Raw genomic sequence first — 21,311 nt, 5'->3', positions numbered from 1 at the left:
AAGTCAAGGGAACGGTGCAACGCCTCAGGCTGCGGTGAGGAGTTCCTTCATGCGTTGGTGTGGGGTGTGGAGGTCCAGCGTGGGGCGGGGGCGGTTGTTGAGGCTGTCCTGGATGCGCTTGAGGTCGTCGGCGGTGTGCACGGAGAGGTCGGAGGCCTTCTTGAACCAGTGGCGCAGGAGCCGGTTGGTGTTCTCGTTGGTCCCGCGCTGCCAGGGCGAGTGCGGGTCGCAGAAGTAGACCTGCAGGTCCAGGGCCATCTCGATCTGCCGGTAGCGGGCCATCTCGGAGCCGCGGTCGTAGGTCAGGGTCCGCCGCAGGTCCGCCGGCAGCTCGCGCATCGCGGCCACGATGGCGTTCTCGACGTGTTCCGAGGTGTGCCCGTCGGGCAGGTGCAGCAGGATCGTGTAGCGGCTCGAGCGCTCCACGAGGGTTCCGATCGCGGCGTTCGAGCCGCCCCCGGAGAGGATCAGGTCGGCCTCCCAGTGCCCGGCCACGGCCCGGTCCTGGGCCTCGGCCGGGCGTTCGGAGATCTTCAGCGCGTCCTTGTACGGGGAGGCGTTCCGCCCGCCCTGCCCGCGCCCGTCGGTGACCCGGCGGGCCCGGCCCGTGCTCAGGCACTGGTAGAGGTCCTGGCGCAGGTGCCCCCTGCCCTGGACGTAGACCGCCTCGAACACGTGCCGGTAGACGGTCTCGTGGCTGATGCGCATCCTCCCATCGTCGGGGAAGAAGACCGGTAGGACCAGCGAGATCAGCATCGGCGACCAGCCCTCGTCCATCGCCTCCTCGACGAACTCCCGCAGCGGCTCATGCTCCAGCTTCGAGGGCTTGGGCCGGGCCAGGCCCTGGCAGGCGCGGATGTGCGCCGCGTCGGCCTGATACACCTCCCTGCCCCCGTTGCGCTTCACCTCCCGCCACACCGTCGTCCTGTCCCGCCCCAACTCCCGTCCGATCTCGGCGCAGCCGCGCCCGTCGCGCAGGCGCAGCATGATCACCACCCGATCCTCGAACCTCAGCCGGCCCTTCCCCGCACCCTCATCGGCGAACGGCGCACCGACCGGGCCAGTATCCGATCCCTTGACGATCTCCATGGGGCCAAAGACTCGCACCCACCTGTTCACCGTCGTGCGAGGACGCCCCACGACACGCGCAGCCTCGGAAATCGAAGCGCCCAGCCTCAGCGCCGCGAAGAACCCATCAATCTCCCACCGCTCCACAACCCGACCACCCGGCACCGGCAACCCCTCTCAGACGAAGAACGTTGCACCGACCGTATGAATCCGCCGGTCACCTCCCTGCGATGCGGGGTCACCTCCCTGCGTTGCGGGGTCACGCGGGCGACGGCGGCGACGTACCCGGGCGGGAGGCCGAGCGACTCACTATCGAGGTCGATGATGCGCGGATCGGCCAGGGCGTCGACAGAAGTCGGATCCGTGCGGAGCCCTGTGCCGAGGGCCTTGACCAGGGCTTCCTTGCGCGCCCACAGCCTGGCGGCCTCCCCCACCGGATCCGCGGCCGTCGAAACACGACAGCGCTCGGCCGGTGAGAAGGCCGCGTCGGGGATGGCTCGGCGGATATCTGCGACGAGAGCGAGGTCGACACCCACGCCTGAAGCCCCCACCTCGACGCCACAGGCCCCCACCTCGGCGTTCGAGGACCCCACCTCGACGCCACAGGACCCCACCTCGGTGGCCAGGAGGGCCCAGCCGCCCGCCCGGGACATGCTCGCGGCGACGTGAACGCCCGGGCACGCCTGGCCGTCGCCCGCCCGGCCCGGCAGCCCGCCGTCGTCGGGCTCCCCGCCACACAACGTGAAGCCAGGCGCGCCGTGCTCCCCCGGGCCGCACTCGGGGCACGCGTAGGCCGGGCGCAGGCGCGCGGGGTCCACGCCGAGCGCCTCCGCGACGAGGGCACGCAGCGCGAGGCGGCCGGCCAGGAAGGCGTGCCGCCGGGCCGGGTCGAGGATCGCGCGGGCGCGCTCGAGCTCGCCGGGGGTGCAGACGCCAGCGGGCAGCGCCGACCCGGGGTCACCGAGCGGCACTGCCCGCAGGATCACGGCTGCTAGCGCTGGACGGCGCCGAACCGCTCGGCCGCGAGCGCGACGGCACCGGCCCGGGCCTCGGAGGCCTCGTCGGCGGTCAGGGTGCGGTCCGCGGCGCGGAAGCGGAGGCCGAACGCGAGGGACTTCTTGCCCTCGTCGATGCCCGGGCCCGTGTAGACGTCGAAGAGGCTCACGTCCTCGAGGAGCTCGCCCGCGCCCTCGCGCAGGGCGTCCTTGACGGCGTCGGCGGGGACCCCGGCGTCGACCACGAGCGCGACGTCCTGGGTCGCGAGCGGGAAGGTCGAGATGTGCTTGGCGACGACGACATCGGCCGCCGCGGCGAACAGCGCGTCAGCGTCGAGCTCCACGGCCACCGACCGGGCCGGCATGTCCAGCTCGGCAAGCAGCTTTGGGTGCAGCTCGCCGGCGTAGCCGACCGTCTCGCCCGTGCGCAGGGACAGCTGCGCCGCGCGGCCCGGGTGGAAGGCCTGGTGCGCGCCCTGCGAGACCACGACCTCGACGCCGAGCACGTCCCCGGCGAGCCGGGCGATGTCGATAGCGTCGGCCCAGTCCCAGGCCCGCGGCGCGTGGTTCGGCGCCTCGGGCGAGTCCTTGCCCGTGAGCACCGCGCCGATATGCAGCGGCTGGTGCGGGAGGCCGTCGTAGAGCGCGTCGAGGACGTCCTCCTCGGGGCGCACCCCGAGAGGCGGGATCGAGGCAGTCCCGAGCGCGCCGTCCTGCGGGAGGAAGACGAGGCCGGCCTCGAAGAGGGCCAGGTCGCGGAAGCCGCGGCCATGGTTGCGCTTGGCGGTGTCGATGAGCCCCGGCAGGATCGACGTGCGCAGCCAGCCGTGCTCCTCGCTCAGCGGGTTCGCGAGCTTGACGGCGGGGCGCGGCGCCCCCGCCTCGGGCGTGCCGAAGGTCTCGTTCGCGGCCTTCGAGACGAACGGGTACGCGAGCACCTCGGTCAGCCCCGCGTCGGCGAGGGCCTGGACGAGCCGGCGGCGCTGCTGCTGGGCGCGCGTGTAGCCGCGGCCCGGGGGCGCGACAGGGAGGGTCGCGGGGATCTTGTCGTAGCCGACGAGCCGGGCGACCTCCTCCGAGAGGTCCTCCTTGGTCTCGAGGTCGTTGCGCCACGTCGGGGCCGTGACGAGGAGGCCGCCCTCCTCCGGCTGCACGTCCGCGCCGAGCTCGCCGAGCGTGCGGACGATGAGCTCCTCGCTGAACTCCATGCCGATGCGCTCCGCGATGAAGCCAGACGGAAGGTGGATGCGCACCGGCGCGGGCGCGGTGCCCACGTCGGTGCCGGCGCCGTCGGCCGTGCCGCCGCCGAGCTCGACGAGGAGGTCGACGACGCGCTGCGCCGCGACGGACGCGACGTGCCAGTCGACGCCGCGCTCGAAGCGCTTCGAGGCCTCGGACGGAAGCTTGTGGCGGCGGCGCGAGCGGGCGATCCCGACCGGGTCGAAATGCGCGGCCTCGACGAGGATGTCCGTTGTCGTGTCCGAGCACTCGGTCGAGGCCCCGCCCATGACGCCGGCGATGCCGATCGGTCCCGAGGCGTCGGTGATGAGCAGGTCCTCCGGGTCGAGGGTGCGGACCTTCCCGTCGAGGGTCTCGAGGGTCTCGCCCGCGGCCGCGCGGCGGACGACGATGTCGCCGTCGAGCTTCGCGAGGTCGTAGCAGTGCGTCGGCTGGCCGAGCTCGAACATGACGTAGTTCGAGATGTCCACCGGCAGCGAGATGGAGCGCACGCCGGCGAGGCGCAGGCGCGAGACCATCCACTGCGGCGTGGGCCGCGTGGGGTCGACGCCGCGCACCGTGCGCGCGACGAAGCGCGTGCAGCCGGGCACGCCGTAGATCGGTGCATCGTCCTGAAGCACGACGCCGTAGCCCCCCTCGAGCGTGGACGGCGCCGTCACGAGGGTGGCCGGGTCGGTGAACGGGGTCCCGGTCGAGAGCGAGTACTCGCGGGCGATCCCGCGGATGGAGAAGCAGTAGCTGCGGTCCGGGGTCACGTTGACCTCGGCGGCCTCGTCGTCCAGGCCGAAGAGGGCGAGGGCGTCCGTGCCGATCTCGGGGTCGAGGCCGAGGCGGGACAGGACGATGATGCCGTCGTGGTCCTCGCCGATGCCGAGCTCGCGGGCCGAGGCGATCATGCCGGCGGACACGTGCCCGTAGGTCTTGCGGGCGGCGATGTGGAAGTCGCCCGGGAGGGTCGCGCCGGGGAGGGTCACGACGACCTTGTCCCCCTCGACGAAGTTGTGCGCCCCGCACACGATGCCCTGGACGCCGGAGGGGTCGATGCCCTTGCCCGTGAGGGTCTGCTCCTGGCCCTCCGGGACGACGCGGACCTGGCACCAGTTGATGGTCTTGCCGTTGCTCTGCGGCTCCTTGACCAGGCTCAGGACCTGGCCGACGACGATCGGGCCCTTGATGGACTCGGCAGGGCGGTGAACGTCCTCCTCCTCGAGGCCCACCCTCACGAGGTCGGCCATGAGGTCCTCGGCGGTCGCGCCGGAGGGGAGCTGCGTGTACTCGCGCAGCCACGAAAGGGGGATTCGCATTGTGACTAGATCTCCATCCCGAAGTGCTCGCTGAAGCGGACGTCGCCCTCGATCATGTCGTGCATGTCGGCGACCTCGTTGCGGAACATGAGCGTGCGCTCGATGCCCATGCCGAACGCGAAGCCCGAGTACTCCTCGGGGTCGATGCCCGATGCGCGCAGGACGTTCGGGTTGACCATGCCGCAGCCGCCCCACTCGATCCAGCGCGGGCCGCCCTTGGCGCCCGGGTGCCAGATGTCGAGCTCGGCGCTCGGCTCCGTGAACGGGAAGTAGTTGGGGCGGAGGCGGATCTGGGCCTCCTCGCCGAACATCTGCCGCGCGAAGTGCTCCAGGGTGCCGCGCAGGTCCGCCATGGACAGGCCCTTGTCGATCGCGAGGCCCTCGAACTGGTGGAACACCGGGGTGTGCGTCGCGTCGAGCTCGTCGGTGCGGAACACCTTGCCCGGGCACAGGACGTAGATCGGCAGCTCGCGCTCGAGCATCGAGCGCACCTGCACGGGCGATGTGTGCGTGCGCAGGAGCAGGTGGGCCTCGGGCGGCTCGACGAAGAACGTGTCCTGCATCTCGCGCGCCGGGTGGTCGGGCTTGAAGTTGAGCGCGTCGAAGTTGAACCACTCGGACTCGACCTCGGGGCCCTCGGCGATCTCCCAGCCCATGCCCACGAAGATGTCACTCACGCGGTCCTGGAGGGTCGAGAGCGGGTGCCGGGCGCCCGCACGACGGCGGCGCGGGGCCGCCGTGACGTCGACCGTCTCCTCGACGAGGATGCGGGCGTCGTTCTCGGCCTCGAGGACGGCCTGGCGCTCGGCGATGGCCTTGTTGACGCGCCCGCGGGCGCCGCCGACGATCTTGCCGGCCGCGGCCTTGGACTCCTTCGGCAGCGAGCCGATGGCGCGGTTGGCCAGGGCGAGGGGGGACTTCTCCCCCGTGTGCGCGATGCGGGCGGCCTTGAGCCCCTCGAGGTCCCCGGCGGCGGCGATGGCCGCGACGGCGCGCTCGACGGCGTCGGCCACGGCGGCCTCGTCGACGGGATCGGGGACACTCTGGGCGGTCACAGGAACCTCAGACTCGGTGGAAGGCGGTGTTGTCTCGGGCACCCGTCAAGTCTAGTTCACGGCTACGATGCCCCTGTGCGCCTCGGGAGCCGGGCACGGGCCGTGCTCAACACCCTGAACCTCTCGACGCCGCTCGGCCTCGCGCTCGCGGCTGGCTCCCGCACGCGCCTGCGGCGCGGCCCCGAGGGGCTCTTCATCGCCGAGGGCTACCGGCCGAGTCTGCCGGCGGCGGCCGCGTTCGTCGTCGGCAACGTCGTCTTCACCCGCGGGAGCGCGCGCAGCCTCCTCGACCGCCCCGCGCTGTTCGGGCACGAGGCGCGGCATGCCACGCAGTATGCCGCGTGCCTGGGCCTTCCGTTCCTGCCGCTCTACGCCGCGGCCGCCGCCTACTCACTGGCCCGCGCGGGCAATCCGGGCTCGCGGAACCCCTTCGAACGCCACGCCGGCCTCGACGCCGGCGGGTACGCCCCCGCGGTCCGCGGGCCAGGCCGGCCCCGGGCCCGCCGTCGAGCGCAAGGAGAACCATGAACGAGACCCACGGCACGGCCTCCCCCGAGCAGACGACGCCGGGCGGCCCGGGCGGCGCGGTGACCGCCCTCGGCACCGGGACGGCCCAGGCGGTGCCGGACATCGCCGTCGTGCGGGTGGGCACGGAGTCCCGCTCGGCGCGGCTCGGCCACGCGTTCGGCCGGGCCTCGGCGTCGGTGCGGGCCCTCGTCGACGCGGCCCTGGCCGTGGGAGTGGCCCACCAGGATCTCGCGACCACCGGGCTCGGCGTGCGGAGCGAGACGGCCTGGCAGGAGGGGAAGGGCCCGCACGTTGTCGGCTACGTCGCGACGACGGCGATGACCGTGACGGTCCGCGACCTGAACGCCGTCGGCGGGCTGCTGGATGCCCTGGTCGCCGCTGGCGGCAATGACCTGATGATCCATGGGCTCACGCTCGAGCCCTCCGACCCGGCCGCGGCCCTCGCCGCGGCGCACGACGCCGCGTGGCGGGACGCGCTCGGCACCGCCGATCGCCTCGCGCGGCTCGCCGGGCGGCGCCTCGGGGCCGTCATGACCATCGACACGGCCCCGCCTTCGCCGGGCGGGCCGATCCCGCTGCGCCAGGTCACGCTCGCGGCGTCCGCCGAGGCCATGCCTGTGGAGGCGGGCATGACGGAGGTCTCGGCGACGGTGACGGTGACCTGGGAGCTCGTGGACTGAGTCTGCGGCGTGGAGGCTTGACAGGCATTCGAAGATAGATTCGAATACTGGACATGCGATGGAACACGCAGACGGTCGCCGAGCCCCTCCCCGGGGCAGACGGCGGCCTGCCGGCCCAGCCGCCCCTGCTTCCCCTTGCGGGCGCGCTGCGCTCGGTCAGGACGCCGGAGTTCCACGGCATCACCTTCCATGAGGTCGCCGCAAAATCGGCGCTCAACAAGGTCCCGCCGGCGTCCTCCATGCCGTTCCGCTGGACCATCAACCCCTACCGCGGATGCAGCCACGCGTGCGTGTACTGCTTCGCCCGCAAGACCCACACCTACCTCGACCTCGACGCGGGGCTGGACTTCGACAGCCAGCTCGTGGTCAAGGTCAACGTCGCCGAGGTCCTCGCCGCCGAGGTCTCCCGCCCCTCGTGGGGGCGGGAGCATGTCGCGCTCGGCACCAACACGGACCCGTACCAACGCGCCGAGGGCCGCTACGCTCTCATGCCCGGAATCATCCGCGCCCTCGCCGACTCCGGGACGCCGTTCTCGATCCTCACGAAGGGAACGCTCCTGGCCCGGGACATCCCGCTGCTGAAATCGGCCGGGACCCAAGTGCCCATCGGCACGGGCATCTCGCTCGGGCTGCTCGACCATGAGCTGCAGGCCTCCCTCGAGCCGGGCACGCCCGCGCCCGCAGCGCGGCTGCGTCTCATCTCCCGGCTGCGCGAGGCGGGGCTGCCGTGCGGGGTCATGGCGATGCCGATCCTGCCGTGGCTCACCGACTCCGAGGAGCAGCTCGACGCGCTCATGGCCGCCCTCGCCGCGGCGGGCGCGACGGGCGTCACGGCCGGCGCGCTCCACCTGCGCCCCGGCACGAAGGAGTGGTTCCTGGGCTGGCTGGCCAGGACCCATCCGCGCCTCGTGGGCCGGTACCGGCGGCTCTATGGCTCCGGGACCTACGCGTCGGCGGAGTACCGCACGTGGCTCGGCAAGCGGGTCGCGGCCGCCAAGGCGCGGCACGGCTTCGGCCGGAACGAGGGCTTCGGGCACCGCCAGCCGGGGATGCAGGCGGCGGGGGCAGCGTCGGAGCATCCCGCCCCGGCCGCCGAAGCTGCCCAGGAGACCCTGTTCTGATTCCGGCTACGTGTCCCGGGACACCTGGCGCAGGAGAGCGTCGACGATCGGGAAGTCGGCCGGGATCCAGGGCAGGGACGTCAGGGCGTCGGGACCGAGCGCGACCCAGCGCAGCTCGTCGTGGTCCTCGAGCGCCTCGGGCGTGCCGTCGACGACCTCGGCGAGCCACACGCGCATCGCGGCGCGCCCGTTGAGCGGCCACCCCTGGGCGGTGGGGCCGGGGACCTCGTCGCCGAGCTCCACGGCGACGCCGAGCTCCTCGCGCAGCTCCCGGTGCAGGGCCGACGCCGGCTCCTCCCCCGGCTCGACCTTGCCGCCGGGAAACTCCCACAGGCCCGCGAACGCGGGCGGCGCCGTCCGGCGCGCGGCCAGCAGCCGCATGGGGCGAGCGAGCGAGTCGACGAGTGCGCCGCCCACGACCTGCACGACCGCGGCCCCCTGCTCTGGCCGTGCGGCGTCTGCGGCTCTTCCCTCGGCGAGTGTCCCATCGGCCGGTGTCAGGTTCTGCACCGCACCAGTCTAGGCAGACCGCGATCCGGCCTCCCCGCCACCCACGATGCGGGTCACCTCCCAGCGATGCGGGGTCACGTCCCACCGATGCGGGGTCACCTCCCGGGAATGACCTCGCCTCCCGTAGGGTTGTCACAGCATGAGGGCCGACGGCGATCCTCGCCCCGGCGCGCCTGCCACCGGCGCCGCGCCCAGACACCCTCCCAGCAGATCCCGAGGAACGCCACCGTGCCAACCCCCGAACCCACCGTGACCACGCCTGCCCAAACCGTCCCCGCCGCCGCAGGCAGCAGCGCCGTCGGCCCCAGCCGCCTCAAGGCCCCGAGTCAGAGGCTCCTCGCCCCGAGGCCGCTGTTCTGGGCCATGCTCGCCCTGGGCCTGGGAGGCTTCGCGATCGGCACCGTCGAGTTCGCCACGATGGGCCTGCTCAAGGAGATCGAGCGCGGCCTCACGATCGGCACCCCCGAGGCGGGCCAGCTCATCTCCGCCTACGCCCTCGGCGTCGTCGTCGGCGCCCCCGTGCTCGCAGCGGTCGGGGCGAGGCTCCCCCGCAAGTCGCTCGCCCTGGGCCTCATGGGGTTCTATGCGGTGGCCAACCTCGTCTCGTTCGCCGCCGCCGACTACGGCGCGATGATGGCCTCGCGCTTCGCCGCTGGCCTCCCGCACGGCGCGTACTTCGGCACCGCAGCTGTCATCGCGGCCTCGCTCGTGGCCCCCACGAAGCGCGGCTGGGCCATCGCGACGGTCATGTCGGGTCTCACCATCGCGAACGTCCTCGGCGTGCCCGCCGCGACCTGGATCGGCCAGGCCTTCGGCTGGCGCCTCCTGTTCGTGGCCACGGCGGTCATCGCCGCCGCGACGGTGGCGATGATCGCCGCGTTCGTCCCGTTCGAGCCGGCCCACCCCGAGGCGAGCATCCGGCGCGAGCTCTCTGCACTGCGCCGGGTCCAGCTCTGGTTCGCCCTCGCCGTCGGCGTCGTCGGGTTCGGCGGGTTCTTCGCGACCTACACGTACATCGCCCACACGATGACGTTCGTGGCCGGGCTTCCCGAGGCGTCCATCCCGCTCGTCGTGGCCCTCTACGGCCTCGGCATGGTCGTGGGCAACATGGTCGGCGGCCGGCTCGCGGACCGCTCCGTCCTGGGCACCATCTACAAGGCCCTCGCCGCCGTCGCCGTCGTCATGGTCGTCTACGGCCTCGCGGCGCCGTGGTGGCCGGCCGCCCTCGCCATGGCGTTCGTGGTCGGCGGCTCGGGCTCGGTCCTCATCCCCGCCCTCCAGTCCCGCCTACTCGACTCCGCGCCCGGCGCCGCGACCCTCGCGACGTCGCTGAGCCACTCCGCGCTCAACGTCGCCAACGCGCTCGGTGCCTTCCTCGGCGGCGTCGTCATCGCTGCCGGCTGGGGGTTCACCGCGCCGGCCTACGTCGGCGCCGTGCTCGCCGTCCTGGGCCTCGGCATCATGCTCGTCGGCGGCCGGCTCGAGCGCCGCTACCCCGTCGGCTGACAGGGGCGCCCTCCGCGCCACCGCATGGACGACGACGGCGGCCGCCCGGGTGGGCGGCCGCCGTCGTGCGTCTGGTCCCGTGAGCAGCCCGGCTGCTACACGCTTGCGTCCCGGTGGATGTCCGGCTCGAGGTAGATGACCCGGGCGCTCGGGACCTCGGCGCGGATGCGGGCCTCGGTGTCGTCGATGGACCGCGCGATCTCGGCTCCGCTCGCGCCGGGCGCGATGCTGATCTTGGCGCCGACGAGGAGCTCCTCGGGGCCCAGGTGCATCGTGCGCAGGTGGATGATGCGCGTGCCGTCGGACTGGATCGCGGACTCGATGCGGGCGATGTCCCCCGCCGCGGCGGACTCGCCGAGCAGGAGCGAGCTCGTCTCGACGGCGAGGATCGCGGCGATCACGACGAGCAGGAGGCCGATCATCGCGGTGCCCGCCGCGTCCCACACGCCGTCGCCCGTCACGAGCGTCATCGAGACGCCGAAGAGCGCGAAGACGAGGCCCAGGAGGGCGCCGAGGTCCTCGAGCAGGATCACCGGGAGCTCGGGCTGCTTGGCGTTGCGCACGAACGCGACCCACGACTGCGAGCCGCGGACGTGGTTGGACTCGATGATGGCCGTGCGGAAGGAGAAGATCTCGGCGATGATCGCCCCGACGAGCACCGCGACCGGCACCCACCACCACACGCCCTCGATGGCGTGCGGGTGCTGGAACTTCTCCCACGCCTCGTAGAGGGCGAAGAGGCCGCCGACGCTGAACAGGACGATCGAGACGATGAACGCGTAGATGTAGCGCTGGCGCCCGTACCCGAACGGGTGCTCGGGGCTGGCCTGCTTCCTGGCGCGCCTCCCCCCGACGAGCAGGAGGATCTGGTTGCCGGAGTCGGCGACCGAGTGGATGGACTCGGCCAGCATCGAGGACGATGCGGTGAGGATGAACGCGATGAACTTCATCACCGCGATGGACAGGTTTGCGACAAGCGCCGCGACGACGGCCTTGGTTCCTCCGCCAGCAGCCATGGTCTGTGCCTTCCCCGCAGGGGCGCCCCGCTGCGGGCGCCGTGGTCTGTGATCGGTACCAACCTACCCGCTCGCCGCCCCGGCCGAACCGCTCGGCTCGCGGCCCCGCGGGCCGGTGGGCCGTGGCTCAGGGGCGGCGTTGGCTCCGGGCGCTCGCGTAGAGGCAGACGGTCGCGGCGGTGCCCACGTTGAGGCTCTCGGCGGCGCCGTAGAGCGGGACGGCGACACGGTGGTCCGCGAGGGCCTTCTCGGCGTCGTCGAGGCCCTGCGCCTCGTTGCCGAAGAGCCACACCGTGGGGTCCTCGAGCCGGTAGGCGCCGTCCGCGGCGGTGCCCGCGCCGTGAGCGCCGGCGGGGCCGGCGGCGGGGCTGCCGGCCGGGCTAGTTGTGCGGCGGGCGGCCGACTCGTCCTGGAGGGCGTCGAGGTCGAGCGGTCCCCCGCCGTCGGCCGCGAGGATCCCGAGCCCCGCGGCACGGGCGGCGGCGGCGAGCTCCTCCGCCTCGATCCCGAGCACGACGGGGACGTGGAAGAGCGAGCCTGCAGTGCTGCGCACGGCCTTGGGGTTGTAGATGTCCACGCTCGAGGCGGTCAGGACGACGGCGTCGGCGCCGGCGGAGTCCGCGGCGCGCAGGATCGTGCCCGCGTTGCCCGGGTCCTGCACGCGGCACATCGCCGCGAGGAGGCGGGGACGGCGGGCCAGGACGTCCTCGAGCGGGACGTCGAGCATCCGGCACACGGCCACGATCCCCTGCGGGTTCACGGTGTCCGCCATGGCGGCGAGGACGGCGTCGTCCGCTCGGCGCAGGCGGCCGGTGGCCTCGGCGAGTGCGGAGATCTCCGGGTGGCGCTCGAGGCAGGCGTCGCTCGCGTAGAGCTCGTCCACGACGGGCTCGGCGCCCGCCTCCCGCCGTGCGGCGTCGAGGCGGAGAGCCTCGCGCACCGTCTGGGGCCCCTCCGCGAGGAACTGGCGGCGGCGGGTGCGCGCGGAGCGTCCCGCGAGCTTGGCGACGTCGCGCACGCGGTCGGCGCGGGGGTTGGTCATGGTCTCGCTCGGTGTCACGGACCAACTCTAGTCGGCAGGGCGGGACGGGCTCAGACGGCAGGACGCCCGCGCAGCGCTGCTGCACGGGCGTCCCGGAAAGTGGCGGCGCACACGAGGCGCGCGGACGGCTACTACGCCTTGGCGGGCGCGTTGACGTCGGCCGGGAGGGCGTTCTTGGCGACCTCGACCAGGGCCGAAAACGCGGTGGCGTCCGAGACGGCGAGCTCGGCGAGCATGCGGCGGTCAACCTCGACCTCGGCGGCCTTGAGGCCCTGGATGAGGCGGTTGTAGGTCAGGCCGTTGGCGCGGGACGCAGCGTTGATGCGCTGGATCCAGAGGCGGCGGAAGTCGCCCTTCTTCTTGTGGCGGTCCTGGTAGCTGTACACAAACGAGTGCAGCAGCTGCTCCTTGGCCTTGCGGTACAGGCGCGAGCGCTGACCCCGGTAGCCGGACGCGCGGTCCAGGATCGTACGGCGCTTCTTGTGGGCGTTGACCGCCCGCTTCACACGTGCCACGTGCGTACTCCTTCGAAAGATCTCTCCCAGTGACCCGGGCGCCGCGCGCCCGACCGGGATGGCTGTGGTGGCCCGTCAGAGGGCCGGTGAGTGGGAAGAAATCAGATGCCGAGCATCCGCTTGATGACCTTGGCGTCGCCCGGGAAGACGATCTTGTCCGCGGCCAGGCGGCGGGTCAGGGTCGTGGGCTTGTGCTCGAGGTAGTGGCGGCGGTTGGCCTGCTGGCGCTTGAGCTTGCCAGAACCGGTCAGCTTGAAGCGCTTCTTGGCGCCGCTGTGGGTCTTCATCTTCGGCATGGGAACCGATCTCCTAACGTTCCCGCGGCCCGGGGGGCCGCGGCTCTCTCTGGCGGCCCGCTCGCACGGGCCGACTGGTTGCTGCCCGCCCCCGGCCTGCGCCGGCGGCGGTGGACTGGCCTGACCGCCGCGGGAACCGGAGTTCCCGCGGCAGCGGCCGTGTCGGACTAGTTGCCCCGGCGTCCACCCGACGGCCGCGGGGCCGACGGCTTGGGCGCGGAGGGCTTCGGTGCGGCCGCCGACGGGCGGGGTGCACCGGGCTTGGGTGCCGCGGGCTTCGGCGCGCCCGGCTTGGGCGCCGAAGGACGCGCGGCCGACGGCGCGGGGGCCGGGGCCGGGGCGGGCGTCGGCTTGGGCTCCTCCGCCTGCTTGGGCTCCTCCGCGGGCTGCGGCTGGGCCGGCTCCTCGGGAGCCTCGGCAGCCTCGGCGGCCGGAGCCTCCTCGGCAGCAGGGGCGGGAGCCTCCTCGGCAGCAGGGGCGGGTGCCTCAGCCGGAGCCTCGGCGGGCGCCTCGGTCTCGGGAGCCTCAGCTGCCTCCTCGACTGCGGGTGCCTCGGCGGAAGCCTCCGCCTGAGCCTCCTGGTAGGCCGCGGCGGCGGCGAGGAACTCGGCCGGGATCGCGTCCCCGAGCGACTGCGTCATCGGCGCCTGCTCGGCGGTCACGCCCGCAGCCTTCGCGGCCTCGGCCTTCGCCTTGTCCGCGGCGCGCTGGGCCTGGCGCCGGGCCTCGGCCTTGGCCTCCGCCTTGTTCTTGAGCGGGCCGATCACCATGACCATGTTGCGGCCGTCGATCCGTGGGGCAGACTCGACGGCGCCGACCTCGGCCACGTCCTCGGCGAAGCGCTGGAGCAGGCGGATGCCCATCTCGGGGCGCTGCTGCTCGCGGCCGCGGAACTGGATCATGGCCTTGACCTTGTCGCCCGCACCGAGGAAGCGGAGGGCATGGCCCGTCTTCGTCTCGTAGTCGTGCTTGTCGATCTTGAGGCGGAAGCGGATCTCCTTCAGGACCGTGTTGGTCTGGTTCTTGCGCGCCTCACGGGCCTTGACCGCCGCCTCGTACTTGTACTTGCCGAAGTCCATCAGCTTGCACACCGGGGGCTTCGCCTGGGGTGCTACCTCAACGAGATCAAGGTCTGATTCCGCGGCCAGGCGCAGCGCATCCTCGATGCGGACGATGCCGACCTGCTCCCCTGCCGGACCGACAAGGCGCACTTCAGGGACGCGGATTCGCTCATTGATGCGTGGATCGCTAATGTTCAAGCTCCTGTACGTGTCAAGACGTTCCCCGGCAACAAGGAAGGCCCCCGATTGCCGGTGCAATCGGAGGCCTCGGAAGGAGCGCGCCCCCGCAGGGACGCGACGCGCGGAGCCACACATGTGCCGCTCCGGCCAACCTGAGTACCCGGCAGCTCTCCCGGGCTGGGCCCGGACGCCGACAGGTGGGAGAGATCTCCGCTTGCAAACTGTCTGTCAAGTGTACAGGGTGAACGCACGAATGCCCGTAACGGCACACGGCATCAGGCCTGGCATGCTGTCGGGGGGCGTCCACCGCTGGAAACACAGAAATAACGACATCCAGTCGGTCTGTGCCAAGCTTAGCAGCATGAGCAGCACCACCCCGAATCCCCCGTCAGGCACGGCCGCCGACGGCGAGCACCGCCACAGCTTCGACTCCGCCCCCGCGCCAGCGGGGGCCGGCGCCCCGGACGTGAGCGCGCAGGTGCGCGACATCGCCGAGGTCGCCGCCGTCGAGGTCATCACGACCACCGCAGTGCACCTCATGAGCGCAGCCGCCGTGAAGGTCGGCCTCGCGGAGGGCCCGGAGGCGGACGGGCTCAAGGACCTCGACGAGGCGCGCAAGCTCATCACGGCCCTCGCGGGCCTCGTCACCGCCGCGGCGCCGGAGATCGGCTCCCAGCACGCCGGGCCGCTGCGCGACGGGCTCCGCTCGCTCCAGCTCGCCTTCCGCGAGGCCTCCGTCATCCCCGACGAGCCGGGCAAGGGCCCGGGAGAGAAGTACACGGGCCCCGTCAACTGACGGATCCCCGCGCATACCCACGGCGCACGACGGCGGGCACGCACCCGCCGTCGTGCGCCGTTCCTGTGCCCGGCTCAGGTGCCCCGGCTCAGGCGCTCCGGCTCACCGGCCCGGTCGCGACGCGGCTCCGACGCGCGGACTGCACGGCGAGGCCCGCGACGCAGGTGAGCGCGCCGGCGGCGCCGATCCCGGCGAAGCCGGCCCAGGGCCCGAGCGCGTCGACCATCGCACCGGTGAGCGGGGAGCCGACGGCGGTCCCGGCGGTGAGGGCGGAGCCGTACCAGCCCATCGCCTCGCCGCGGCGCTCCTCCGGGACCAGCTCCGCGACGCGCTCTGAGGCGGCCGAGAGGGTCGGGGCGCACACGAGCCCCGGGAGGATTGCGAGGAGGGAGAGCGTGACGGTGTCGTGGGCGAAGCCCATCGGGATCGTCAGCAGGCTCATGACGAGCAGCAGCACGATGGGCGGGACCCGGCGGCGCATCGCCCCGTAGACGATCCCGCCGACGAGCGAGGCGAGGCACCAGAAGAAGAACACGACGCCGAGCGAGGGGCTCTCCCCGTGCCCGCGCAGGAGCGCGACGATGGCCACGTCGGTGCCCGAGAGGACCATGCCGGCGCCCGCGGCGACGGCCATGACGACGCCGACGGCGATCCCCATCCAGCCCGTCCCGGCGCTGCCGCGCGCGCGGCGCACGAGCCGTGCCAGGCCCGAGGCGCCGTCGGCCTGGCCCGCCGCGACCTCGGCGGGGGCGGGCTCCTCGGCGGACTCGAGGCTCGAGGCGAGATCGGCGTCCACGTCCCGGGCAGGGTCCGCGGCGCCGGGCTGGCCCGAGCGGGTGGGCGGGTCGAACCACATGAGCGCGAGGCCGGCGAGGGCGCCCGCGGCCCCGACGGCGGTGAGCCCCCACACGCTCGAGGCCTGGGCCGCGAGCGCGGCGGCGGCCGGGCCGACCATGAAGGTGACCTCGGTGCAGATCGAGTCGAGGGCGAAGGCGCTCCGGCGCTGGGCGCCCTGGGTCATGACGCCGAGGGACTGCCGCACGACCGAGAAGACGGGGAGCGCGAACAGCCCGCCGGCGAACGCGGCGACGAGGAGCCACGGGTAGTTCAAGTGCGGCGCGACGCCCCAGACGGCGGCCTCGGCCACGACGGAGGGGATCAGCGCCTTGCGGAGCCCGGCCGTGTCGACGCGGCGGCCGCGCCACGGGGCGCCCACGGCGATCCCGATCGTCAGGAGGGCGGCGGCCGCGCCCGCGGCGGCGAAGCCCAGGCCGAGGGTCGAGACGACATGCAGGGTCAGGAGGACGCCGGCGGCCGAGTGGGGCAGGCGCGCGACCATCGCCACGAGCAGCAGCTGCCTGATCCGGGGCGTGCGCCACAGCCGGCCGTACTGCCCGAAGTCCATCTCTCCCCCTGCGTGAGTCGCTCCCCGCCCTGCGGCGCGGGAGCCGGGGGCGGATCAGTCCTGCGCCGGGCGGAGCTTGACCTCGAGCGAGTCGACGGCCTCCGCGAAGCGCTTGCTACCGGCGAGTCGGCCGTGGAGCTCTGCCACGGTCTCACGCACCGTCTCCGATGGCAAACCGGGCGCGAGGGCGAGGGTCAGCCGCAGCTCGGGGCCGGGCCCGCCGCCGGCGAGGACCCTGCCGGCGGCGTCCCGCGAGGCCACGCCGGCGCCGGCGGAGATCTCCACGCCGCGCACGGGCGCGAGGCCCTCGACGGCTCGCCCGACCTCGGCGACGAGCTCGGGGTCGGCGTACGACGGTGTCCACGGCCGCTGCTGCGCGAGCGCCCAGACGGCGGGGCGGCGCAGCACGAAGGTGAGCTCGGCCCCGGGGTCGAGCACGAGCAGCTCGGCGCCCTCCGAGACGGCGGAGAGCGCGGCCCGGGGGGCGTAGACGGCCACCGGTCGTGCCTCGGGGTGCCACGCGGCCAGCCGCTCGACGCTCGTGAAGGCCGGGAGGGCCTTCCGACCGTCGGGGGCGGTGAGCGTCACGAGCGCCATGTCCGCCTCCTTGTCCTCGGCGAAGCCGTGCTCGCCGAGGCCGCCCTCGGCCAGAGAGGCGACGACGGCCACGAAGACGCGGGCGGAGGCGAGCGCGCGGTGGACGCCGGCCTCGTCGCCCTCGCCCGCCACGAGCGCGGCCAGCGCTGCGGCTACCCCGGCGTCGACGAGGCCGTTGTCGTCGTCGAACTGGTGCAGGGGGTTGCCCTCCCCCGCGAGGTCGCGGCCGGCCCAGGGCTGTCCCGCGGAGTCCGTGCCGGAGCCGGCCCTGGCCAGAGCGGCGGCGATGTGCCCCGGCAGGTGCCTCTGCTTCTGCCCGTGCCTGTTGTCCCCGTGCCTGTTATCCCCGGGCCGGGGGGCGCCGTCGTGCGCCATGCTCAGCGGCGCCCGGCGACGTCCAGCGCCTCGGGGAGCGTGAACTGGCCGGCGTAGAGCGCCTTGCCCACGATCGCGCCCTCGACGCCGAGCGGGACGAGCTCGCGCAGCGCGCGCAGGTCCTCGAGGCTCGAGATGCCGCCCGAGGCCACGACGGGGCGGTCGGTACGGTCGCAGATCTGCGTCAGGAGCCCGAGGTTGGGCCCGCGCAGGGTGCCGTCCTTGGTCACGTCGGTCACGACGTAGCGCGCGCAGCCGGCGTCGTCGAGCCGTGCGAGCGCCTCCCAGAGGTTGCCGGCCTCCTGCGTCCAGCCGCGGGAGGCGAGGGTCGTGCCGCGCACGTCGAGGCCGACGGCGATCCGGTCGCCGTGGCGGGCGATCGCACGGGCCGTCCACTCGGGGTTCTCGAGCGCGGCGGTGCCGAGGTTGACGCGGGCGACGCCGAGGTCGAGGGCGGCCTCGAGGGAGGCGTCGTCCCGCAGCCCGCCCGAGAGCTCGACCTTGAGCGAGAGGCTGTCGACGACCTCGGCGAGCAGGGCGCGGTTGTCCCCGCGGCCGAAGGCGGCATCGAGGTCCACGAGGTGGACCCACTCGGCGCCGGCCTCCTGCCACGCGAGCGCCGCGTCGAGCGGCGAGCCGTAGTTGGTCTCGCTCCCGGCCTCGCCCTGGACCAGGCGGACGGCCTGGCCGTCCACGACGTCGACGGCGGGCAGCAGCTCGAGGACGGACTCCCCAGCAGTCATGGTGTTCTCCCTCTCGGGTCGGTGCTGCCTCACGCGGGCAGCGTCAGCAGGTAGGCGGCGACGAGCGCCGCGGCGGCGAGCACGCCGAAGCTGATCCAGGTCCACGGGGGCAGGCCCTGGCGCCGGAAGGACACCACGCCGCCCACGAGCAGTCCGGCGAGGCCGAACAGCAGCACGGACCACATCTCTAGGAGGCCGCCTGGCCGGCGGCCTGCGGCGCGGGGTGGGTGCGCAGGGAGTGGACCCAGTTGCGCAGGAGCCGCGCCCCGGCGTCGCCGGACTTCTCCGGGTGGAACTGGGTGGCGCACAGCGGGCCGTTCTCGACGGCGGCGATGAACCGCGCGCCGTGCTCGCTCCACGTCACGAGCGGCGGCGCCATCTTCGGCTGGGCGACCTCGAAGTCCCACGTCTGCACGCCGTAGGAGTGCACGAAGTAGAAGCGCTCGTCCTCGACGCCCGCGAAGAGCTTCGACCCCTCGGGCACCGAGACGGTGTTCCAGCCCATGTGCGGGACGACCCGGGCGGGGAGCAGCTCGACGGTGCCGGGCCACTCGCCGAGGCCCTCGGCCTCGACGCCGTGCTCGATGCCGCGCTCGAACATGATCTGGAGCCCGACGCAGATGGCCAGGACCGGGCGCCCGCCGGCGACGCGGCGGCCGATGATCCGCAGCCCGTCGACGGCCTTGAGCTCCTCCATGACGGTCGCGAACGCGCCGACGCCGGGGACGACAAGGCCGTCGGCGTTGAGCGCGTCCTCGGCCTTCGAGCTCAGCGTGACCGCCGCGCCCGCCCGCTCGAGGGCGCGCACGGCGGAGCGGACGTTGCCGGAGCCGTAGTCGAGCACGACGACGGTCGGGCGGCCCTCGGGGTCCGGGGCCGGGCCGCCGAGGGTGTGCGGGTCGACGACGATCCCGCCGGGCGCGTCGACGGGCGCCGCGGGCAGCGAGTCGTCGGCGGGACCGGTGCTCACAGGGCCCCCTTCGTGGACGGGATCGCGTCGCCGATGCGGGGGTCCGGCTCGACCGCGGCGCGCAGGGCGCGGGCGAAGGCCTTGAACTGGGCCTCGACGATGTGGTGCGGGTCCCGGCCGGCGAGGACGTTCATGTGCAGGCAGATGCCGGCGTGCAGGGTGATCGCCTCGAACACGTGCCGCGTGAGCGAGCCGGTGAAGTGCCCGCCGATGAGGTGGTACTCCTGGCCCGCGGGCTCTCCGCCGTGGACGAGGTAGGGGCGGCCGGAGACGTCGACGACGGCGTGCGCGAGCGCCTCGTCGAGCGGCACCGTGGCCTCGCCGAAGCGCCGGATGCCCGCCTTGGAGCCGAGGGCCTGCTTGAGCACCTCGCCGAAGGTGATGGCGATGTCCTCGACCGTGTGGTGCACGTCGATGTGGGTGTCGCCCGTGGCCTTGACCGTGAGGTCAATGAGCGAGTGCTTGGACAGGGCCGTGAGCATGTGGTCGTAGAACGGGACGCTGCTGGAGATGTCGGAGCGGCCGGTGCCGTCGAGGTCCAGCTCGACGAGAACCGACGACTCGCTCGTCGTGCGCTCCATCCGCGCCGTCCGCTGCGCGGGCAGGGCGGTCTGCAGCTCGATGCTCATGGGTATACGTCCTTCACTGGATGAGGGGGTCTTCCCCCATTCTAGGCGTGGCGGCGTGCCCGCCCCGCCCGGGCCGCTGGCTCGTGCACTCGACCGCCCTATTCGGCGAGGAGCTCCTCGAGCCGGGTCAGGAACGCGCTCGTCTCCGACTCGGTCCCCGCGGTGATGCGCAGGCTGCCGGGGATGCCGACGTCACGGACGATGATGCCGGCCTCCAGGAGGCCCTCCCAGACGCGGCGCGGATCGGCGAAGCCCGAGACGAAGACGAAGTTCGAGTCCGACGCCGCGGGGCGCAGGCCCAGCCGGGTGAGCTCCGCGACGATCCTGTCGCGCTGGCCCTTGATCGCCTCGACCTCGGCCATGAGCGAGCCGCGGTGCCGCAGCGCGGCCAGCGCCGTGGCCTGCGTGACGGCCGAGAGGTGGTACGGGAGGCGGACGAGCCGGAGGGCGTCGATGACCTCGGGCGCCGCGGCGAGGTAGCCGAGGCGGGCGCCCGCGAGGGCGAAGGCCTTGCTCATGGTGCGCGTGACGATGAGGCGCGGGCGGTCCTCGAGGAGCGTCAGCGCGGAGCGCGTGCCGGCCTGGGCGAACTCGGCGTAGGCCTCGTCGACGATCACGACTGTCTGGCTCCCTTCGCCCGCGGCGTACACCTCCTCGACGACGTCGAGCCCGAGCGCGGTCCCGGTGGGATTGTTCGGCGAGCACAGGATGACGATGCTCGGGGCGTGCTCGCGGACCTGCCGGGCGGCAGCCTCGGCGCTGAGGCCGAAGTCGGCCTGGCGCTCGCCCTTGATGTACGCCGTGCCGGTCCCGCTCGCCAGGAGCGGGTACATCGAGTACGTCGGGGGGAAGCTCAGGACGGAGCGGCCCGGGCCCCCGAACGCCTGGAGGAGCTGCTGGAGGACCTCGTTCGAGCCGTTCGCGGCCCAGACGCGGTCGGGGCCGAGCCCGTGGCCGAGGTACTCGGCCAGGGCCTCGCGGAGCTGCGTGAACTCCCGGTCCGGGTAGCGGTTGAGGCCGCCGGCGACCTCGCGGACGGCCTCGACGATCGCCTCCTGGACGTCGGCCGGGACCCCGTACGTGTTCTCGTTGACGTTGAGCTGGATGGGAACGTCGATCTGGGGCGCCCCGTACGGGTGCTGGCCGCGGAGGTCGTCGCGCAGGGGCAGGCGGTTCAAACGTTCGAGCTGGTCGTCCACCGGTCCAGCCTACGCCAGCTCCGCGGGCCGGCCGCATTCATGACCGGGGCCTCCAGGGCTCAGCCGGCGACCGGGACGAGGAGCTGCTCGCCGGGCACGACCCGAGAGCCGCCGAGGTCGTTGAGCTCGCGGATCTGGCCGATCGTGACCCGCGGGTCCTGGCCCGGGGCCGTCCGGGCTGCGATCGTCCAGAGGGACTCGCCGGGCCGGACGGTGACGGTCACCGCCTGGCCCGGGCCGGCCAGTTGCTCGTCGCTGGCATGCGCTGGGGCCATGAGCGCCGCCCACAGGGCGAGGACGGCGAGGGCGAGCAGGCTCAGCGGGATGACGATGAGGACGATGCGGCCCCGGCGGGTGAGCCGCAGCCGGGGCGGCCGAGCGGCCTCGTGGTGGCGGGCGACGGGCGGGATCGCGTGTGCCATGGTCTGCCTTCCCCTGCGTCCGGCCCGCGCCTGCCCCCCGCCAGGAGAACAGGATCCCG

At 73.4% G+C, this 21,311-nt stretch carries 23 protein-coding genes; 5 read left to right on the top strand and 18 right to left on the bottom strand.

What is annotated here, in order from left to right; genetic code table 11:
- Window positions 1–24: 24 nt before the first annotated feature.
- The 4 genes from ACUYMY_RS07025 to pheS are packed head-to-tail and all read right to left on the bottom strand — an operon-like array spanning window position 25 to window position 5,661.
- On the bottom strand, window positions 25–1,233 hold the full coding sequence (locus ACUYMY_RS07025) for an IS30 family transposase (protein WP_481702883.1): 1,209 nt from the start codon (window positions 1,231–1,233) through the stop codon (window positions 25–27).
- On the bottom strand, window positions 1,176–2,054 hold the full coding sequence (locus tag ACUYMY_RS07020) for a 4'-phosphopantetheinyl transferase family protein (RefSeq protein ID WP_481702882.1): 879 nt from the start codon (window positions 2,052–2,054) through the stop codon (window positions 1,176–1,178). The genes ACUYMY_RS07025 and ACUYMY_RS07020 overlap by 58 nt, the downstream gene beginning before the upstream one ends.
- Before the next feature lie 5 nt (window positions 2,055–2,059).
- Window positions 2,060–4,606 (bottom strand): phenylalanine--tRNA ligase subunit beta, encoded by a 2,547-nt coding sequence (gene pheT, locus ACUYMY_RS07015; protein WP_481702881.1) that lies wholly within the window; start codon window positions 4,604–4,606, stop codon window positions 2,060–2,062.
- Window positions 4,607–4,611: 5 nt separating this feature from the next.
- On the bottom strand, window positions 4,612–5,661 hold the full coding sequence (gene pheS / locus ACUYMY_RS07010) for a phenylalanine--tRNA ligase subunit alpha (protein WP_481702880.1): 1,050 nt from the start codon (window positions 5,659–5,661) through the stop codon (window positions 4,612–4,614).
- Between the two features lie 75 nt (window positions 5,662–5,736).
- Between pheS and ACUYMY_RS07005 the strand changes: the two genes are divergently transcribed.
- The 3 genes from ACUYMY_RS07005 to ACUYMY_RS06995 are packed head-to-tail and all read left to right on the top strand — an operon-like array spanning window position 5,737 to window position 7,990.
- Window positions 5,737–6,189 (top strand): hypothetical protein, encoded by a 453-nt coding sequence (locus ACUYMY_RS07005; protein WP_481702879.1) that lies wholly within the window; start codon window positions 5,737–5,739, stop codon window positions 6,187–6,189.
- Window positions 6,186–6,869, top strand: coding sequence for an SIMPL domain-containing protein (locus tag ACUYMY_RS07000; protein WP_481702878.1), 684 nt, complete (start codon window positions 6,186–6,188; stop codon window positions 6,867–6,869). Before ACUYMY_RS07005 ends, ACUYMY_RS07000 begins: the two co-directional genes overlap by 4 nt.
- 53 nt (window positions 6,870–6,922) lie before the next feature.
- Window positions 6,923–7,990, top strand: a complete 1,068-nt coding sequence (locus tag ACUYMY_RS06995; RefSeq protein WP_481702877.1) for an Rv2578c family radical SAM protein — start codon at window positions 6,923–6,925, stop codon at window positions 7,988–7,990.
- Window positions 7,991–7,996: 6 nt separating this feature from the next.
- On the opposite strand, the gene ACUYMY_RS06990 is transcribed toward ACUYMY_RS06995, so the two are convergent.
- Window positions 7,997–8,371 (bottom strand): (deoxy)nucleoside triphosphate pyrophosphohydrolase, encoded by a 375-nt coding sequence (locus ACUYMY_RS06990; protein WP_481704993.1) that lies wholly within the window; start codon window positions 8,369–8,371, stop codon window positions 7,997–7,999.
- A 492-nt stretch (window positions 8,372–8,863) separates the two neighbouring features.
- Between ACUYMY_RS06990 and ACUYMY_RS06985 the strand changes: the two genes are divergently transcribed.
- Window positions 8,864–10,006, top strand: a complete 1,143-nt coding sequence (locus ACUYMY_RS06985; protein WP_481704992.1) for an MFS transporter — start codon at window positions 8,864–8,866, stop codon at window positions 10,004–10,006.
- A 95-nt stretch (window positions 10,007–10,101) separates the two neighbouring features.
- On the opposite strand, the gene ACUYMY_RS06980 is transcribed toward ACUYMY_RS06985, so the two are convergent.
- The 5 genes from ACUYMY_RS06980 to infC form a co-directional block, all read right to left on the bottom strand.
- A complete protein-coding gene (locus tag ACUYMY_RS06980; protein ID WP_481702876.1) occupies window positions 10,102–11,022 on the bottom strand; it encodes a cation diffusion facilitator family transporter in 921 nt (306 codons plus the stop codon).
- Window positions 11,023–11,149: 127 nt separating this feature from the next.
- Complete coding sequence (locus ACUYMY_RS06975; protein WP_481704991.1) at window positions 11,150–12,064, bottom strand: TrmH family RNA methyltransferase; 915 nt, start codon at window positions 12,062–12,064, stop codon at window positions 11,150–11,152.
- Window positions 12,065–12,195: 131 nt separating this feature from the next.
- Entirely contained in the window at window positions 12,196–12,579 is a 384-nt protein-coding gene (gene rplT / locus ACUYMY_RS06970; protein WP_481702875.1) for a 50S ribosomal protein L20, read from the bottom strand.
- A gap of 101 nt (window positions 12,580–12,680) precedes the next feature.
- Window positions 12,681–12,875, bottom strand: a complete 195-nt coding sequence (gene rpmI, locus ACUYMY_RS06965; RefSeq protein WP_077489229.1) for a 50S ribosomal protein L35 — start codon at window positions 12,873–12,875, stop codon at window positions 12,681–12,683.
- A 167-nt stretch (window positions 12,876–13,042) separates the two neighbouring features.
- The gene (gene infC / locus ACUYMY_RS06960; RefSeq protein ID WP_481702874.1) at window positions 13,043–14,086 is read right to left on the bottom strand and encodes a translation initiation factor IF-3; all 1,044 of its coding nucleotides are present in this window, start codon (window positions 14,084–14,086) and stop codon (window positions 13,043–13,045) included.
- A gap of 391 nt (window positions 14,087–14,477) precedes the next feature.
- Here infC and ACUYMY_RS06955 point away from each other — a divergent pair, with 391 nt between their 5' ends.
- A complete protein-coding gene (locus ACUYMY_RS06955) occupies window positions 14,478–14,912 on the top strand; it encodes a DUF1844 domain-containing protein (RefSeq protein WP_481702873.1) in 435 nt (144 codons plus the stop codon).
- Between the two features lie 88 nt (window positions 14,913–15,000).
- On the opposite strand, the gene ACUYMY_RS06950 is transcribed toward ACUYMY_RS06955, so the two are convergent.
- The 8 genes from ACUYMY_RS06950 to ACUYMY_RS06915 all read right to left on the bottom strand — a co-directional run bounded on the left by ACUYMY_RS06950 (window position 15,001) and on the right by ACUYMY_RS06915 (window position 21,252).
- Window positions 15,001–16,317, bottom strand: coding sequence for an MFS transporter (locus ACUYMY_RS06950; protein WP_481702872.1), 1,317 nt, complete (start codon window positions 16,315–16,317; stop codon window positions 15,001–15,003).
- Window positions 16,318–16,371: 54 nt separating this feature from the next.
- The gene (locus ACUYMY_RS06945; RefSeq protein ID WP_481702871.1) at window positions 16,372–17,289 is read right to left on the bottom strand and encodes an SseB family protein; all 918 of its coding nucleotides are present in this window, start codon (window positions 17,287–17,289) and stop codon (window positions 16,372–16,374) included.
- Window positions 17,290–17,291: 2 nt separating this feature from the next.
- On the bottom strand, window positions 17,292–18,032 hold the full coding sequence (gene priA, locus ACUYMY_RS06940) for a bifunctional 1-(5-phosphoribosyl)-5-((5-phosphoribosylamino)methylideneamino)imidazole-4-carboxamide isomerase/phosphoribosylanthranilate isomerase PriA (protein WP_481702870.1): 741 nt from the start codon (window positions 18,030–18,032) through the stop codon (window positions 17,292–17,294).
- Window positions 18,033–18,061: 29 nt separating this feature from the next.
- Window positions 18,062–18,208, bottom strand: a complete 147-nt coding sequence (locus tag ACUYMY_RS06935) for a hypothetical protein (RefSeq protein WP_345882941.1) — start codon at window positions 18,206–18,208, stop codon at window positions 18,062–18,064.
- Between the two features lie 11 nt (window positions 18,209–18,219).
- Complete coding sequence (gene hisH, locus ACUYMY_RS06930; RefSeq protein WP_481704990.1) at window positions 18,220–18,942, bottom strand: imidazole glycerol phosphate synthase subunit HisH; 723 nt, start codon at window positions 18,940–18,942, stop codon at window positions 18,220–18,222.
- A gap of 56 nt (window positions 18,943–18,998) precedes the next feature.
- Window positions 18,999–19,631, bottom strand: coding sequence for an imidazoleglycerol-phosphate dehydratase HisB (gene hisB / locus ACUYMY_RS06925; RefSeq protein WP_077489223.1), 633 nt, complete (start codon window positions 19,629–19,631; stop codon window positions 18,999–19,001).
- Between the two features lie 98 nt (window positions 19,632–19,729).
- Window positions 19,730–20,830, bottom strand: a complete 1,101-nt coding sequence (locus ACUYMY_RS06920) for a histidinol-phosphate transaminase (RefSeq protein ID WP_481702869.1) — start codon at window positions 20,828–20,830, stop codon at window positions 19,730–19,732.
- Window positions 20,831–20,889: 59 nt separating this feature from the next.
- Window positions 20,890–21,252, bottom strand: a complete 363-nt coding sequence (locus tag ACUYMY_RS06915) for a LysM peptidoglycan-binding domain-containing protein (RefSeq protein ID WP_481702868.1) — start codon at window positions 21,250–21,252, stop codon at window positions 20,890–20,892.
- Window positions 21,253–21,311 lie beyond the last annotated feature (59 nt).

This window comes from Sinomonas sp. T428B (genome assembly GCF_056780155.1).
The sequence above is the reverse complement of the archived record's forward strand: the minus strand, read 5'-3'. Positions and strand labels throughout refer to the sequence as shown.